Below are 16,573 nucleotides of genomic sequence, written 5' to 3' on the forward strand. Positions count from 1 at the left end.
AATAGAAATATAAGACACATAAGATAAAATGCTAGTTAAAAGATGCCTTATAATTAAATATTTTCTAACTTGATTTATGTTTATAATTATACAGCTACATACAAAAATAATCAAGCAATAAATGCAAAAATATTCATAAAAATATATTAAATATACATAATTAAATAAAAAAATAAGAAAAAATTAATATTTTATGCAAAGTATATTGGATTTTATGCATAAAATTCAATATAGTATAAAGATATAAAACGATGCATAATTATAAAAGACTAAAATATATTTTCAATGCTTGGAAGCTGTAATTTTTTTAGATGATCACTATTATATTTAACTAAGTGTAAAGATGCGTGAGCTTCTGTTTCATCATCATGAATTAAGTACGTAGATAATTTCACAGCCTCATTTAACAAATTATCAAATTCTTGATGGCTGAGATACAAGGAAGTTAGGAGATTTTTTTCTTCAATTGAGTTTAGTAATTCAAGTGATTCAGAATATGCATCTTCAAGTTTTCCATCATTAATTTTTAATTCTATATCTTCTGTTTGTGTTTTGATGTTATCACATAAATTTAGGATAGAATTATTTAGAAAATATACGCATATCATAGTTAAGATAAATAGAAATATTGATAATATTGCATTTCTCATTTTATATGCTCCCTTTCATATTCATCAAAAAGTTGATATTTAAACTTTCCTTCAGTATCATATAAGGCAATTAATACATGTTTTATTGATGAAATATTATGCTTACCTAATAAATCAGTTATCCACTTTTCATCTTTATTAATTGAGGTTAACGAATTGTTATTTATCTTACCGTCAGAAATTAGAACTTTAGGCAATTTAGCTTTAATAGTTTTAGATGTATTATCAGAACTTGAATTGGATTTTTTTGAAGAATTATAATCTACAGGTAGTATAGATATTTGTCCATCATTCTCTAATATTGCATATTGAATTTCATCAAGATTGAAATAATTTGCTAGACGTAACTCTTCCAATAATTCATCTATATTTAATTGCTGTTTTTTTAAAGTTGGATAATTGATTTTTCCATTGTGAACTAGTATACATGGTTCACCGTCAACAATTTTTCTTGTAGATTGAAATTTTAAACCTATTTGAGTTAGAATTGTCTTTAAAAATAATAAGGTTATTATAGGAATAATTCCAAGGAGTAATGGTAATCTTGTATCTTGCATTGGCAAAGATGCCAAATCTGAAATCATAATTGTTATTACAAACTCGTAAGGTTGAAGCTCACCTATTTGTCTTTTTCCCATTAATCTCATTGTTAATACAACTAGTAAATATAAAATAGCAGTTCTAATTGACACTACAAACATATAAAAAATCACCTCGAAAGTAATATTTGCAAAAATAAAATTTAATATACTAAGGGCAATTTAAAAAGTAACAGAATAAAGAATTAGTTTATTTTAAATATTTATTCTACATAAGATTGTTTTAGCAAGTCAGCTATAGGTAAGCTCATTTCTTAGCTTATGAAAATATATATGACAAATTCAGACTTGTTATTTTATTTCATATTTCTAATAAAAATACTTTTATCTTTTTTAGGAAAAATGTATATAATATAGTTGATGCTACCTATACAGGGTGCAAAAAATTAAAATAATTGAGTATTTTGAAAGAATTCATGCTTTTGGGGGCAGATGAGTTTAAAGTCTAGTGAAATATTATTAGAAGGAAAGGGTTAATTGTATGAGGAGTAAGAATGGGTTTGAATTAGAAAAAGGTATTATTAAAGCTAAAAAGGGCTTAACATTTTATGAATTAATTATTGACAATTGCAAAGATATAATTAAAGATGTTGCTATATGTAAACTTAATGGGAAATACTGTGAATTGACTGAAATAATAGAGGATGATGGAGAGGTCGAACTCATTGGCTTTAATACTGAACTAGGAATGAAAATTTATGCTAGAACATTACAGTTTGTTTTTATAAAAGCTGCTTTAGATTTATTTCCAGAAGCAAAGATAACAATTGACCATGCTATAAGCGATGCTATATATGGTGAAGTGCATAAAGATGTTCCTCTGAGCAAAGGAGACATTGACAAAATTAAAGTAAAAATGCAAGAAATAATAAGTAAAGACATACCTATAAAAAGTATCAGAACAACTAAAAAGGATGCTATGGACATTTTTAAAAGTTATAAGATGAAAGATAAAGTTAAACTTTTAACATACTATGATATAAAATATGTCCATCTTTACGAACTTGATGGAAGATATGATTATTTCTATGGATGTATGGGATATTCTACTGGAGTAATAAAAAAATTTGATGTATTTAAATATGAAACAGGGTTTATATTGCAAAGGCCTCAAGAACAAAATATGGATGAACTTGCTGAGTTTATGGAGCAAAAGGGCTTAACTAAGATTTTTATAGAAACACAGAGATGGTTAAATATATTGGGGTTAGAGGATGTTGGAACATTAAATGAAAGAATAGTTAATAATGAATTAAAAAATATAATCATGGTTGCAGAAGGGCTTCATGAAAAGAAAATTGCCAATATTGCTGATGAAATTCTAGATAGAAAAGATATTAAAATTATTCTAATTGCAGGTCCATCTTCTTCAGGAAAAACTACTTTTGCAAATAGGCTGAGTATACAATTAAGAGTAAATGGATTAATCCCTATACCATTATCGTTAGATAATTACTTTGTGAATCGCATAAATACACCTAAAGACGAAAATGGTGATTATGATTATGAGTCGATTAATGCCTTAGATTTAGAATTGTTAAATAAAGATTTAGAAAAATTAATGATTGGAGAAGAAGTCGAACTTCCGATTTATAATTTTAAAACAGGTGAAAAGGAATGGAAGGATTATAAGGTTAAATTACCTAGAAATGGGGTGTTAGTAATTGAAGGAATTCATGGACTAAATCCAAGTTTAATCTCAAACAATTTAAATAGTAATGTTTTTAAAATTTATATTTCAGCATTAACGCAGCTAAATATAGATAATCATAATAGAATTTCTACAACTGATGTAAGAAAAGTAAGAAGAATAGTGAGGGATTCATTATCTAGGGGATATAAGGCAGAAGATACTTTAAAAATGTGGCCTTCCATTAAAAAAGGAGAGAAAAAGAATATATTTGTTTATCAGGAAGAAGCTGATGTGGCGTTTAATTCTACACTAGTTTATGAACTTGGAGTATTAAAGCCATATGCATTACAGGAGTTAGATAAAATAACGGAAGAAAGTTCAGTTTATTCAGAAGCTCTAAGATTAAAATCTTTTTTAGGTTTTTTTACAGAAATAGAAATAGCTGAAGTGCCTAAGAATTCATTATTAAGAGAATTCATTGGAGGATCTATTTTTTATGAGTATTAATTTATCACAATGTATAAGCCATAATGATTGGTGAAAGTTTAAATAGCGAAAAGAAATGTTAGCAAGAAATAATGGAAATGATAGCCATGATTTCTTGCTTTATTTTTTATTGATAAAAATAATTTTTTAATTGTTCTATTTTTCATTTTTATTACTTATTGAGGATACTTTGAATAACTATATAGTGTTTACAGTCATATTCAGCATATGCTACACTATTATTATATATACTTGTTTTTATTTGGATATTAGTATAAATTATAGAATATAAGTAATTAAAAGCTTATTTATTGTTATTTTGAACTTTTTAGTATTAAAATGGAGGAGGGCCTATGAAAAATCTATTTGTAAAGGTTTGCGGAGGGGTAATGACTTTAATTTTAATTTCTGTGGTCTTTACAACATGCGGTACAATTGGAAAGAAAACGGGTAATGTGATTAAAAATAACTGTGACGAAGAAGGGTGGAAGTCAGATACTACACCAATAACATTTGATTGGTACATTGATTTTTCATGGTTTCAAACTAAATGGGGCACTAATCCTGTTTCGAAATATGTTACTGATAAAACAGGTGTTAGCTTAAATTTAATAACTCCAAGCGGTGATGAGGCAGAAAAACTAAATTCTATGATTGAAACAGGTAAATTGCCGGATTTTATTACACTAAGTTCCCAAGATGATGGATATAAAAGAGTTATAGAAAACGGTTTAGCACTACCTCTTGACAAATTATCAGAACAATACGATGCATACTTTATTAAAGTGGCAGATAAACAAAAATTGGACTGGTATAGGCAAAGTGATGGACATGTTTATTGCTATCCAAATTTTTCTAGTCCAGTGACTGATTTTAATAATTATAAAGAAGAAAAACCATCAAATCAAACATTTTTAGTAAGGAAAGATATTTATGAAGCTTTAGGAAAACCGGATATGAGTACACCAGAGGCATTTTTGAGTGCGCTTGAAAGAGCAAAAAAGCAATTTCCAATCGTTGATGGTAAAGAATTAATACCATTAGGATTTCATGAGTTTAATGACGACGGAAATCTTTCGTTAGATAGCATTTTACCAAATTTTTTAGCAGTTCCACGAGAAGAAAATGGTAAAGTATATAATAAAATTACAGATAAAGACTACATAAGATGGTTAAAAACATTACGAACAGCTAATGAGAAAGGATTGCTTTCAAAGGAAATATTTGTAGATAAAAGAGCTCAGATAGAAGAAAATATTACAGAAGGAAGATATTTTGCAATGCTTTATCAAAGTTCTGATATGTCTGCTCAGCAACTAGAATTATATTCTAAGGATAAAAATAAAATATATATGGCAATTGATGGACCTTCAAACTCTAAAGGTGACACACCTAAACTCGCAGGAGACAGTATTTCGGGATGGACAGTTACTCTGATTTCAAAAACATGCAAAGACCCAAAACGAGCTATAAGCTTTTTAAGTTATTTAATTAGTGAAGAGGGCAATAAAGATTTATATTTAGGAATAAAAGGTTTTACCTGGGATGAAATTGATGGAAAAGAACAGTTTAAACCTGAAGTTGTAGATTTACTAAATAAGGATAGAATAGCTTTTGATAACAAATATGGTGCGGCAAGTACTTATTGGATGCTGGAAGACGGGGATTTGGTACAGAAATGGACACCACCTAGTGAAGAAGCGATAAAGATGATAAGTGATTGGTCAAAGGGAAAGACATATAATTATTCTTTATTTGATAACATTTATCCATATGGAGATAGCGAGGAAGGCGTAGCGTTCTCTAGAATAAATATAAGGTGGGGAAGCACTTTGAAAAATTTACTTATAGCTAAGAATGAGGATGAATTTGATAGAATATTAAATGAATTTATTGCATATAGAAAAGAACAGGGTTGGGATAAGATACAAAAATATATTCAGCAAAAATATGAAGAAAATAAGAAAAAGCTAAATGTAGTTAAATGAATGAAAATAGGAGCTGCTTAAATGAAAAATAATATTGTAATTTTGTGGGGGAAAATTAAGCAAGTACTAAATAATGAAAGTTTAATAAAAAAATTAATAACTACGTATATATTCATTATCGGTATTCCGATACTAATATTTTGCATATATATATTTCATTCACTTTCAGATAATGCGAAGCATAATGCAATAAGTAGAGCTAATTATGATCTTAGTACTGAATATGATAGCGTTGAAAAGAATGTGTACATAATGCGAAATATAATTAACGCTATAGAATCCGATAATAAAGTAATGGGATATTTACAAGGTAATAATAATAAAGAAGCAAAGGAACTAATTGATTTTAGAGAAACAACTTATAAACAGCTAATTAATCTGCAAAATAATAATCCAACAATTAAGCAAATAAACATATTTACTAGCAATTCAGAAGTTAATGAGATTTGGCCTACGTTTTATAAAATAGATAGAATCATCGATAATGAATGGTATAAAAAAGTTATTGAAAAAAATGGTGGGGAATATTGGAATGTTAGTCACTATGACAATGATATTGTAGTTAAATCAACCTTAAATGATGAATCAAAAGATATAGTAGTCTCACTTAATAAGAAAATTAATTATCCGAGTGATAAATATTTAGGCATAAGTAGAGTTACTATGCGATCTAAAGACTTCTTTCCCAAAATGTATGAAGATGATGATTTGAAAAGTGGACAAATATTGTTAGTAAATAAGGAAAACATGGACATAGAAACAGATGAAAATAGTGCACTACTTAGAAGTTTTAATTTTGATAAAAAAAATTTTCAAGAATTTATTAAAGATAAGTTAGAATATGAAAAAGGAGAAGTGAATTATAATCAAGGGAATGAAGGCTATATCATATTATACAAAGAGTCGCCGATTCCAAACAATTATTTGGTAAATGTTATACCATTAAATAGTATTTCACAGGAAATCAAAAACTCTAGACACGTGGTTATTTGGGGCTCTGTTTTTTTACTGCTACTTTTATCTGTAGTTGTATATTATGCAACTAAAACTATTCTAAAAAGATTATATAAGATAATTGCTGCAGTTAAGCAAGTCAGAACTGGAGATTTAATGCCGAGTATAGAGGTATATGGTAATGATGAAGTAGGAGTACTTGCTCATAACTTTAGGCAGATGATGAAAACTATAGATACACTGATTAAGGATAGTATAGATAAAGAAATAATAACCAAGGAAGCAGAGTTGAAAGCATTAAAAACTCAAATAGATTCACATTTTTTATATAATACTCTTGAAAATATTAGGATGATGGCACTTGTTGAAGAGAATTATATGGTATCGGATTGTTTGGCATCTTTAGGTGATATGATGAGGTATAACATGAAATGGAACAATGAGTTTGTTCCACTAAGTGAAGAAATAAGCCATATTAAGAATTATATATCATTAATGACTCTTAGATATGATTTTGAAATAATTTTAAAGATTGATATTGATTCTGAATTTCTTGATAGAGAAATATTAAAATTAACTATTCAGCCTTTAGTAGAAAATGCAGTGAAGCATGGTCTTTCAGAGAAATTAATGAGTGAAAATGGTATAGTTTCTATATCTCTTGATATTGATGAAACATATCTGTATTTAAATGTGAAGGATAATGGAAAAGGAATGGATATAAGTAAAGTGAATGAACTGCAAAGCCACATAAATGGAAAGACAGATAAAAGATATGGCCTTGGTCTTAAAAATGTTAGCGACAGAATAAAACTTTTCTATGGAAAACAATATGGTATTATGATTGAATCTAAAGAAAGGTGTTATACTCAAATAACACTTAAGCTGCCTAATGGATTAGACAATTAGTGAAAAATTAAATTAATAAAATAAGAACTTTTAAGGGGGGAGAAATTTGTATTCAGTAATGATTGTAGATGATGAACCAATTATTAGAATGGGGCTAAAGAAAATAATTAATTGGGAAGAATACGGTTTTAATATAGTCTGCGAAGCCCGTAATGGGGAAGAAGCGCTTGAATTACTTAAGGAGCATAGTATAGATTTCATTGTATCAGATATTAAGATGCACAAAATGACTGGAATTGAGCTACTAAGGGCAATTAGGAAAAAGGAATTAGATACGTTAGTTCTATTATTAAGTGGATATGATGAATTTTCATATGCGCAGGAGGGCATAAGACTAGGAGCCTTTGATTACATACTAAAGCCGTTAGATTCTCAAAAACTAAAAAACATATTAATAAGTGCTTACAATAAACTAACTACGAAAGAAAAAAAAGATTATGAATACAATGTAAATAAAGTTATATCTGGTGAGAAGATACTGTATGACTTATTAAGAGGAAAAAATCTAATGATGATGGATGAATATATTTCCAAGTATAATCTTCCTCTTATTAAAGGTAAAGTTCAAGTGGCGATTATTGAAATCAATGAAATTGTTATTAGTAGTCAGGATTTAACTGAAAATGGTGAATGGAACCATTTGAATAACAAGGTTAATGATTTAATAGAAAAAGAATTAAATGATAGTGTTATAAAATATTTCTCTGTATTAGAAGGGGACTTTGGAAAAAAAGTTATCATTGTACAAGCTAGCGATGATAGTGAAATATCGGATTTTGATCAAAGTTTTCGTACAGTACTAAAAAGAATACTTGCAAATGGCAGCGAAGGCTTGCAAACAAAATTAAATATTGGGGTTGGAAAAGCCTATAATCAAGTATATAGTATTTACAAAAGTTATTTGAATGCTAAAGAAGCACTAAAATACAAATATGTGTTAGGCACAAATAAGTTAATTCATGTAAACGAATTGACAGAGCTTAGGCAGAAGAATTTTGTTTATCCGATTGAGAAAGAAAAAGAATTAATAAATTCAATACTTATAGGTAAAGATGATTCAGTAATTATGCTTAAAGATCTAGTAAAAGAAATAGCGAATATATTGAATTTTAATATCTTTAGTATTAATATTGCGTTAACAGAGTTAATATATAATATTTACAATAATGTGCTCAAAAAATATAGTTTTTTACAAGCAGTATATGATTTAAGCCAAATAATTAAGATTGGTTTTGTAGGAGTTGAAACTCTTGACAATATTGAGGAACAACTTATTGGAAATATAGAGAAGCTTATAAATATTATAAAGGAATACAATCTAAATAAGAGTGATAATATTGTTCAAAAAGCTTGTGAATATGTGCTTAACCATATAGATGAGGATATTACATTAATGTCTATAGCTAATAGTTTAAATATAAGCAAGAACTATTTATGTTCAATATTTAAGCAGAAAACAGGGGAAAACTTTTTAGAATATGCAACAAAAGCAAAGATGGAAAGAGCAAAACTATTATTAAAGAGGTATGACTATAAAGTTTATGAAGTTAGTGATATGCTTGGCTATAAGGAGAAAGCGTATTTTAGTAAATTATTTAAAAAGTTTACTGGCTTTACTCCAGCCGAATATAAAAAAAGCAATATTTAAAAACTAAAGGAGATTCTGCAAAGAGTCTCTTTTTTTGTGTAAATGTTTAAATTGAGTAATTTTTTAATACTATATCGTAATTTTATACCATTCTAGTAAACGTTTTTTTTATGTATCATAAAGATGTAATAAGGATTGAGGAGGAAAAAGCTTAAATAAATTTAAATTTATCAACTTTCGAAACTGGTTTTGAAATACTGCATTATAAAAAATATTAATAAATATTTTTTTATAAATTATCGAAAGGGGTTTCTGGAAATGAGTTTTTAAAAAATTTCAAAAACTGAGCTAATTTTTTTAGGACATATATTTTAATAGAAATTAATTATAAGGGAGAAATTGTAATTATGAAAAAAAATTATTTAAAAAAAGTATTAATATTTGCAATGTCAGTTGCAATAGTGGGATCTGTTTTCACAGGTTGTGGTAGCTCAAAAAGTGAAAATGAATCAAAACCAACCGCTTTTACAGAGAAGGATCCAAAGGATTATAAAGGAACAATCAACATGTGGTCATTTACAGATGAATTTCAATCATCACATTTTATCGAAAAATTTAATGAAGTATACCCAAACATTCAGGTTAAGTTAACAGTTATACCGACTGATAACAATGCATACTCAACAAAACTTTCATCAGTATTAGCTTCAGGATCAGGTGTACCTGATGTTTTCACTTCAGAAGTTGCAAATGTAAACAAATATGTTAATACTGATTACTATGAAAATCTTTCTAAGGCTCCATATAATGCAGAAGACATTGGAAAAACTGAGGCTCAATATGTTGTAGATCTTGGAAGAAATGTACAAGATAATAGCATTAGAGCACTATCTTGGCAAGCAACTCCAGGTGGATTATTCTACAAGAGAAGTTTAGCTAAACAATATCTTGGAACAGATGATCCAGACGAAATTTCTAAGAAATTTAGTTCATGGGATTCGTTAATTGAAACTGGTAAAGAATTAAACGAAAAAAGTGGTGGCACAGTTAAGCTACTTCCAAATTATTCTGAAGGATTCGTTATTGCATCTGGAAGTAGATCGCATGGCTGGGTAGAAGACAATAAATTAGTTATCGATGACAAGATGATGGAATATGCTGATAATGCAAAGAAAATCAGAGATGCAGATATAGATGCTAAGTTTAATACATGGTCAGCACCATGGTCAGCATCAATGGCTGGTGCAGTAGATGGGACAAACGTATTAGCTTATGCACTTCCAACTTGGGGATTACCATATGAAATAGCTACTAATGCTAAAGACTCAAAGGGAGATTGGGGACTTGCTAAGGCACCAGCAGCTTACTACAATGGTGGTACTTGGTTAGGCATCTACAGTAAGAGTGAAAATAAGGAACTAGCATGGCAATTTGTTAAGTTCTTCAATTCTAAGGAATTCCAAACATGGGACATGAAAACAAATGGTGATTTCTCATCTATGCCAGACGTAAGTAAGCAATTTGCAACTACTGATGATGGAAAAAATGCTTTTTGCGATGGACAAAATTTAGCTAAGACATATAATGAGATAATTCCATCTATTTCTGGTAAGTTAGTTACTAAGTATGATGAAACTATCAACAATAAATTTCAATCTGATTTAGATTTATATGTAACAGGACAAAAAACAAAAGAAGAATTTTTACAACAATTTAAAGCAGATGTTAAGGCTGCATTCCCAGATATAACTGTAGAATAACTTTATAAGAACTTATTAGCTGTTTATTATATTTTAAGCAGCTAAGGCACAATCAAGAAAATAATTGATCAGTATGCTAGCCTATTTTACGTTATAGAGGAAGCTCGACTCGCATATGCTCGCTGAGTAAGCGATTCACACAAAATCATAGATTTTGGTTCACTGCTCATCAGTAAATTCTACTAATAAGCCCGCTATGAGCAGAATTCACTTCCTTGTCTGACGCAAAATATGCGTCGCATCTTTGGTCAATTATTTTCTTTCATGTGCCTAATAAGTAATTTAAATTAGGAGGCGGTTTGATGCCAAAGAAAAAAAACAGAGTAGATAAAGGGAGATATGGAATATACTTTATTATTCCATATTTTGTTGTATTCTTATTATTTTCATTATATCCGATTATATATACTTTAATTATAAGTCTTGAAAAGTGGGATGGGATGTCACTAAACCAAACTTTTGTAGGACTTAAGAACTATGTTACTCTTATACATGATTCTTTATTTTATCAGGCTATAGCCAATACATTGATAATGTGGATTTGCGCTGTAATTCCACAGATGGTTTTGGCACTTCTACTTGCAGTATTGTTTAATAGTGCAAAAAAAATTAGGGGAAAAGAATTTTTTAGAGCAGCTATGTATCTTCCTAACCTTGTTACACCAGCAGCTGTAGCCGTGTTATTTGTATTTCTATTTGACTGGCAAACTGGTGCGGTTAATAAGGTTCTTTTAAATTTACATTTGATTAAGGAACCTGTTAACTGGTTTTTGAGTGAATTTTCTTCTAGAGGAATAATGTCACTTATATCATGGTGGATGTGGTTTGGATATAGTACGATAATTTTTGGAGCTGGTTTGAATAATATACCTGCAGAATTGTATGAATCTGCAAGCATAGATGGAGCAACTCCTTGGGAGAGTTTTAAGAGTATAACAATGCCACTTTTAAAACCAACTTTATTATTTGCTGCTGTAACATCACTTATTGGTGGTATGCAGACATTTGATATTCCTTATGTTATGACTGGTGGACAAGGAAATCCTAATAATAAGACATTAACGGTAGTTATGTATTTATATAATACTGCTTTCCAAAATTCAAACTATGGATATGGTTCTGCTATTGGATATGGTTTATTTATATTGATACTCATATTTTCTATAATAACTTTCAAGTTTATTAATAGAAATGTTGAGAATGATTAGGGGGGATATTAATGGAAACAAAAGTTAAAAGAACTAATAATATGAGGACAAGTAGTAAAACAATAGTTAGGTATATCTTTTTAATCTTACTTACTATAATATGTTTAGTTCCCTTTTATATAATGCTCATAGATTGTACACATACCAATGGAGAAATAGCATCAAAATTATGGCTTTTACCAGGTACAGCATTATTAGATAATTACCATAGGTTAGTGGAAAGTGTACCTATATGGAGAGGATTTGCCAACAGCTTATTCATTGCAGTTGCTGTTACAGTAGTAAGTGGATATTTTAGTGCACTTACTGCATATGGATTTTCAAGATACAAATTTAAGGGTAATAAAATGCTTTATGCAATTGTATTAGGTTCAATGATGATTCCTATGCAGTTAGGATTCATAGGATTTTATCAATTAATAAGCAAAATGCATTTGCTTAACAGTTATATTCCTTTAATAATTCCTTCAATAGCTAATGCGAGTTCTGTTTTCTTTATTAAAGGTTATACAGATGGTGCAGTTCATGAATCCTTAATTGAAGCAGCAAGAATAGATGGTTCTGGTGAATTTGCTATATTTAACAAAATAGGATTACCTCTTATTATGCCTTCTGTTGCAACTATGTCTATATTTACATTTATAGGAACTTGGAATAACTATTTAACACCTCTTATTCTAATATCAGATATGAATAAGTATACACTTCCAATTATGCAGGTTGTTGCAAAAGGTGTTTACAAGACTGAATTTGGTGCAATATATACATGTATTGCAATTTCTGTTGTTCCAATAATGATAGCATTTGCATTCTTGTCAAAGAAGATAATTGGTGGATTGACAATTGGAGGAGTAAAAGGTTAAAGGTAAGAGTAACATAGGATTAATTCCTTGTGTGTAGTTGAAAATAAAAAAGAAATAATACTTTTTCTAAATTTAGCGATGAAATTAGGAGTATTGCTATATCAATTAAAGTTGTTGATAGAGATAGGAAAAAATTATGAGTAAAAAAAGAGAATTCAATGATGGTGTTATTGTTAAATTTTTTAATTATGTATGGTGGTTTTTATTAGCAAATTTTTATTTTTGGATTTTAAATATTCCATTTATATTTGTAGCATTAGGAATGAACAATTATGAGACTATAGATGTGTATATGATTATTATTTTAATGTTGTCATCAATACCTATTGGACCTGCGTTAACAGCATTGTTAAGTATAATGGGTAAGCTAACGAGAGAGGGAGATATTGATATTACAAAAGACTTTTTTGAAGCTTATAAGGTAAATTTTCTTGATTCAGTATTTTTTTGGACATTAGAGATAATTATTTTAACTTTAGCTTGGATTGAATTATTATACTTTAATAATAATTTTAGTTTGACTCTAGTGAAAATTATACCTGTGATTTTGATATTTATATGTGTTTCTATATGGTTTCATATATTTCCTATATTATCAAGGTTTTATTTGAAGAAAAAAGAGATTTTTGCATTATCATTAATGTACCTAATTAAGAAAATTTATGTATGTATAATTTCAATTGCAGCTGCTTTTATATTATGGAATATATTCATTAAAATAAAGTTTATAGTGATACTTCCATTGTTTTTTGTAAGTATTGTATGTTACTTAGTGATGCTTATGGAAAAAAGTATGCTCATAGATATTGAAGAAAAATACAATAATAAGGACGCTGAAGTTCAATAAAAATAGACATATTTAAATAATGAAAATAAAAGTATAAAAATTAATATATATTTGGGAGGTAAATAATGAGAGAAGTTGTAGCTAGAAAAGTTGAACAGTCTGCAGAGCAGAAATTAAGAGAAATATTTAATGAAAGGCTTGAAAAGCAAGCTGTTATAGATGGTATCTTCTACGATAGCACATATAGGAAGTCAGTGGGAGTTGCTAATTTACCAATCAAAATTCCTGTTACTTTAGAAATGTTTAAGAATAGAGAAATAGCTATATTATTAGATACGATTTTAAAAGACAATGAATCTGTGATCATTAAATTTACTAAAAATGTAGATGACACTATTTTATTATCATATAACAAGGGATTAATTACTGAAATAAAGTTAGACCTTGAGATTAGTAATAAGATAAACACAATAGTAGAAAAGATAACTTATGGTGTGGGAAGCATCAATGAAGAGGGAGAGCATGAAATAGATTTATTAGCTCCAGCTCCTGGTCCACATTTTTATACTAATTTATTGTTAGGAAATAGAATTGATTTTTCTCATCCTTTACAGACTACCCCGAAGAGCGTAGTGGATAAACTAGGAAGAGGAAGCTTTAGATCTCATGCAGCTACTCAAGTATTGGCCACAAGATGGGATATGCTTCAAGAAGAAAATGGCTTTCCTGCAAGTCGTCAGTTTTATTTGGTGGAGGATGGAAAGCAAATATTCTATTCAGCAAATGTTACAGACAAAAATATAGAATCAGGGAAATGCATTCATTCTCAAAATCATACTAAAATTATTTATAAGACTAAGTGTGGATTAGAAATTGAAAGATTGATTTTCTTACTTCCTCAAGAAGAAAATATGCCTATAGCTGTTGAGGCACAACAAATTAAAATAAAGAATAATACAAATAGTGTAAGGAATATAAAAATAGTTTGCACTGGTATGTTTGGAAGTGCTGCGCCAAGTGCATTGATGGAGGATGTTTTATACAGCAATGTAATTATGCAGGCAAAGGTATTACTTGATGACGAAGGCTCAGTAATGGCTATATCTTCAGATTATTATCCAATGTATACAAGTGGTGACTACAGATTTCATACAATGATCACACATAATGAAAAAGGGGTAGTTCTTCCTAAGGAATTTTGTACAAGTTATAGTGAATTCGTTGGAAGTGGTTCATTAGAAAGACCAGAAGGGTTATACAAACTTAGCAGTAATTTAAATAGAAAAGGACCAGGTTTCTTTGCTGTTAGCAGTGAAATCACATTGCAACCTGTAGCTGAAATTTCTATTAATAACTTAACAGGATTAGTTTCAAATAAGACAAACGATAACTTTAATGAAAATACTTTTAAAACTGAAGTGCAAAATTTAATTGTTAAATATAGTAATGAAAAAGAAGTGCAAAATGCTTTTAATAATAGCATGAGCTTTATAAATAAATATAGTAGTTACCTACAAGTTAATTCTTGTGATAAGCAATTCGATACTTATGTTAATAAAAATCTACCTTTCCAAGTTTTATATCAAACTTTTGTATCACGTTCCTTTGACCAAACACAAAAAGGCTATAGAGAAATAGGTTTTAGAGAAATTCAAGATATTTACGCATCAATGTATTACTTTATAGGAATGGGTAAAAAAGATTTAGTTAAAACTTTAATAAAGGAATGGGCTGAAAAGGTATTTGAATTTGGTTATGCATACCATAATTTCTTTTGGATTGGTAAAGAGCCAGGAAAATGGTCAGATGATGGATTGTGGTTAATCCAAGCTGTATATAGATATGTAAATGTTACTGGCGATGTTGGCTTCTTGGATGAACAGTTCGTTATTGGTGGAAGTAATCCAATAAAGAAAAGAAGCTTATATGATACAATGAAAGCTATTTTAAGATATTCAGGAGAAATTTCAATAGGAAAACATGGAATACCTCTACTTGATTTTGCAGATTGGAATGACTGTCTAAAGCTTGACACTAATTTTATAAATGGGGTTGAAAAAGAGAGAAGATACAAGGCACAGGTAGCTAGAACAGGAAGAGATGGAGAGCCATTTGAAAGTGATTATTCTGAAAGTGTTATGAATGGATTCTTATTAAAGGTTGCTATGGACGAAATGATTGAAATTGGAAAGCAGAAAGAAGATACATTATATTTAAGTAACATTGAAAAGGCTTCTAATAAACTTTATGATAATCTGCAACAATATGCTTGGAAAGAGGATTTCTTTGCAAGAGTTTTATTTAATAGATACAAAGATGGGAAATTTACTTATCTTGGTGCTAAAGGTGATAATCTTTCGGCAGATTCCAATAAAGACGGCACATATTTCCTAAATTCTTTCAGCTGGGCAGTTTTATCTAATTCTGCAACAGAAGAACAAATTAAAATAATGCTTGAATCTATAGAGGCACATTTAAAAACTCCTTATGGATTAAAGCTTATTAGTCCAACAGATTTAGGGAAGGTTGCAAGTGGAACTGCTACAGGAGAATATTTTCCTGGAGATAGAGAAAATGGTGGAATATTTAAGCATGCTACAATGATGGCTACTAGTGCTATGCTAAAAGCTGCTAAGATAGTTGAGAGTGATGAATTAGCAAGAAAGCTAACTAGTACAGCATATTGGATGATAAATCTAGTCTTACCTTACAACACAATGAAACATCCATATGAAACATGTGGAAATCCAAGATTTTGTACTCAATATAACAATAGTGATACTGGAGAAAATATAGGGCCTACACTTAGTGGTACCTCTACTTGGCTTACATTATCACTATTTGATGCATTTGGTGTTGAATATACAGTAAGAGGTATAGAGATAAATCCAATACTTGCAGAAGAGCAAGAATCCATAAACTTGATTCTCAATACTGGTAAGGCTAGCTTTGATATCAGAATCTCAAAACCTAAAGGTTTTTACAGAATGAAAGATTCTTCATATTATATAAAAGTTGATGGTGAGAAAATTGAAGGTAATATCCTAAAGAATTTTGAAGATGGTAAGGAGCATAACGTAGAAATAATCTTCTAATATATATGCAGTGCTAGGGTGTGAAAAGTAAAAGTTTTTGTGGACTTAAATAT

The 16,573-nt window shown here is 29.1% G+C and carries 11 protein-coding genes; 9 read left to right on the top strand and 2 right to left on the bottom strand.

What is annotated here, in order from left to right; genetic code table 11:
• Positions 1-269: 269 nt before the first annotated feature.
• Both CDLVIII_RS05810 and CDLVIII_RS05815 read right to left on the bottom strand, forming a co-directional pair.
• On the bottom strand, positions 270-650 hold the full coding sequence (locus CDLVIII_RS05810) for a DUF4363 family protein (RefSeq protein WP_009168500.1): 381 nt from the start codon (positions 648-650) through the stop codon (positions 270-272).
• Complete coding sequence (locus CDLVIII_RS05815) at positions 647-1,351, bottom strand: DUF421 domain-containing protein (RefSeq protein ID WP_009168501.1); 705 nt, start codon at positions 1,349-1,351, stop codon at positions 647-649. The genes CDLVIII_RS05810 and CDLVIII_RS05815 overlap by 4 nt, the downstream gene beginning before the upstream one ends.
• Before the next feature lie 379 nt (positions 1,352-1,730).
• Between CDLVIII_RS05815 and CDLVIII_RS05820 the strand changes: the two genes are divergently transcribed.
• The 9 genes from CDLVIII_RS05820 to CDLVIII_RS05860 all read left to right on the top strand — a co-directional run bounded on the left by CDLVIII_RS05820 (position 1,731) and on the right by CDLVIII_RS05860 (position 16,520).
• On the top strand, positions 1,731-3,389 hold the full coding sequence (locus CDLVIII_RS05820; RefSeq protein ID WP_009168502.1) for a nucleoside kinase: 1,659 nt from the start codon (positions 1,731-1,733) through the stop codon (positions 3,387-3,389).
• Positions 3,390-3,721: 332 nt separating this feature from the next.
• Positions 3,722-5,356 carry an extracellular solute-binding protein gene (locus CDLVIII_RS05825; protein WP_009168503.1) on the top strand — a complete coding sequence of 545 codons (1,635 nt, stop codon included), beginning with the start codon at positions 3,722-3,724 and terminating at the stop codon, positions 5,354-5,356.
• A 21-nt stretch (positions 5,357-5,377) separates the two neighbouring features.
• The gene (locus tag CDLVIII_RS05830; protein ID WP_009168504.1) at positions 5,378-7,219 is read left to right on the top strand and encodes a sensor histidine kinase; all 1,842 of its coding nucleotides are present in this window, start codon (positions 5,378-5,380) and stop codon (positions 7,217-7,219) included.
• Positions 7,220-7,265: 46 nt separating this feature from the next.
• On the top strand, positions 7,266-8,867 hold the full coding sequence (locus CDLVIII_RS05835) for a response regulator (RefSeq protein WP_009168505.1): 1,602 nt from the start codon (positions 7,266-7,268) through the stop codon (positions 8,865-8,867).
• A 347-nt stretch (positions 8,868-9,214) separates the two neighbouring features.
• Positions 9,215-10,567 (top strand): extracellular solute-binding protein, encoded by a 1,353-nt coding sequence (locus tag CDLVIII_RS05840; protein WP_009168506.1) that lies wholly within the window; start codon positions 9,215-9,217, stop codon positions 10,565-10,567.
• Between the two features lie 302 nt (positions 10,568-10,869).
• Positions 10,870-11,775: a sugar ABC transporter permease gene (locus CDLVIII_RS05845; RefSeq protein ID WP_009168507.1), complete on the top strand. Its 906-nt coding sequence runs from the start codon at positions 10,870-10,872 to the stop codon at positions 11,773-11,775.
• Between the two features lie 11 nt (positions 11,776-11,786).
• The gene (locus CDLVIII_RS05850) at positions 11,787-12,638 is read left to right on the top strand and encodes a carbohydrate ABC transporter permease (protein WP_009168508.1); all 852 of its coding nucleotides are present in this window, start codon (positions 11,787-11,789) and stop codon (positions 12,636-12,638) included.
• Positions 12,639-12,774: 136 nt separating this feature from the next.
• On the top strand, positions 12,775-13,485 hold the full coding sequence (locus CDLVIII_RS05855) for a YesL family protein (protein ID WP_009168509.1): 711 nt from the start codon (positions 12,775-12,777) through the stop codon (positions 13,483-13,485).
• A gap of 65 nt (positions 13,486-13,550) precedes the next feature.
• Positions 13,551-16,520 carry an amylo-alpha-1,6-glucosidase gene (locus tag CDLVIII_RS05860; protein WP_009168510.1) on the top strand — a complete coding sequence of 990 codons (2,970 nt, stop codon included), beginning with the start codon at positions 13,551-13,553 and terminating at the stop codon, positions 16,518-16,520.
• The last annotated feature ends 53 nt before the right edge of the window (positions 16,521-16,573 follow it).

Origin of the sequence: Clostridium sp. DL-VIII (assembly GCF_000230835.1) — a bacterium.
In the GTDB taxonomy this organism is placed as follows: domain Bacteria; phylum Bacillota; class Clostridia; order Clostridiales; family Clostridiaceae; genus Clostridium.

Coding starts and splice junctions, on each gene's coding strand:
- CDLVIII_RS05850 (WP_009168508.1), top strand. CDS start 11,787: ATGGAAACAAAAGTTAAAAGAACTAATAATATGAGGACAAGTAGTAAA.
- CDLVIII_RS05820 (WP_009168502.1), top strand. CDS start 1,731: ATGAGGAGTAAGAATGGGTTTGAATTAGAAAAAGGTATTATTAAAGCT.
- CDLVIII_RS05855 (WP_009168509.1), top strand. CDS start 12,775: ATGAGTAAAAAAAGAGAATTCAATGATGGTGTTATTGTTAAATTTTTT.
- CDLVIII_RS05860 (WP_009168510.1), top strand. CDS start 13,551: ATGAGAGAAGTTGTAGCTAGAAAAGTTGAACAGTCTGCAGAGCAGAAA.
- CDLVIII_RS05815 (WP_009168501.1), bottom strand. CDS start 1,351: ATGTTTGTAGTGTCAATTAGAACTGCTATTTTATATTTACTAGTTGTA.
- CDLVIII_RS05840 (WP_009168506.1), top strand. CDS start 9,215: ATGAAAAAAAATTATTTAAAAAAAGTATTAATATTTGCAATGTCAGTT.
- CDLVIII_RS05845 (WP_009168507.1), top strand. CDS start 10,870: ATGCCAAAGAAAAAAAACAGAGTAGATAAAGGGAGATATGGAATATAC.
- CDLVIII_RS05830 (WP_009168504.1), top strand. CDS start 5,378: ATGAAAAATAATATTGTAATTTTGTGGGGGAAAATTAAGCAAGTACTA.
- CDLVIII_RS05810 (WP_009168500.1), bottom strand. CDS start 650: ATGAGAAATGCAATATTATCAATATTTCTATTTATCTTAACTATGATA.
- CDLVIII_RS05825 (WP_009168503.1), top strand. CDS start 3,722: ATGAAAAATCTATTTGTAAAGGTTTGCGGAGGGGTAATGACTTTAATT.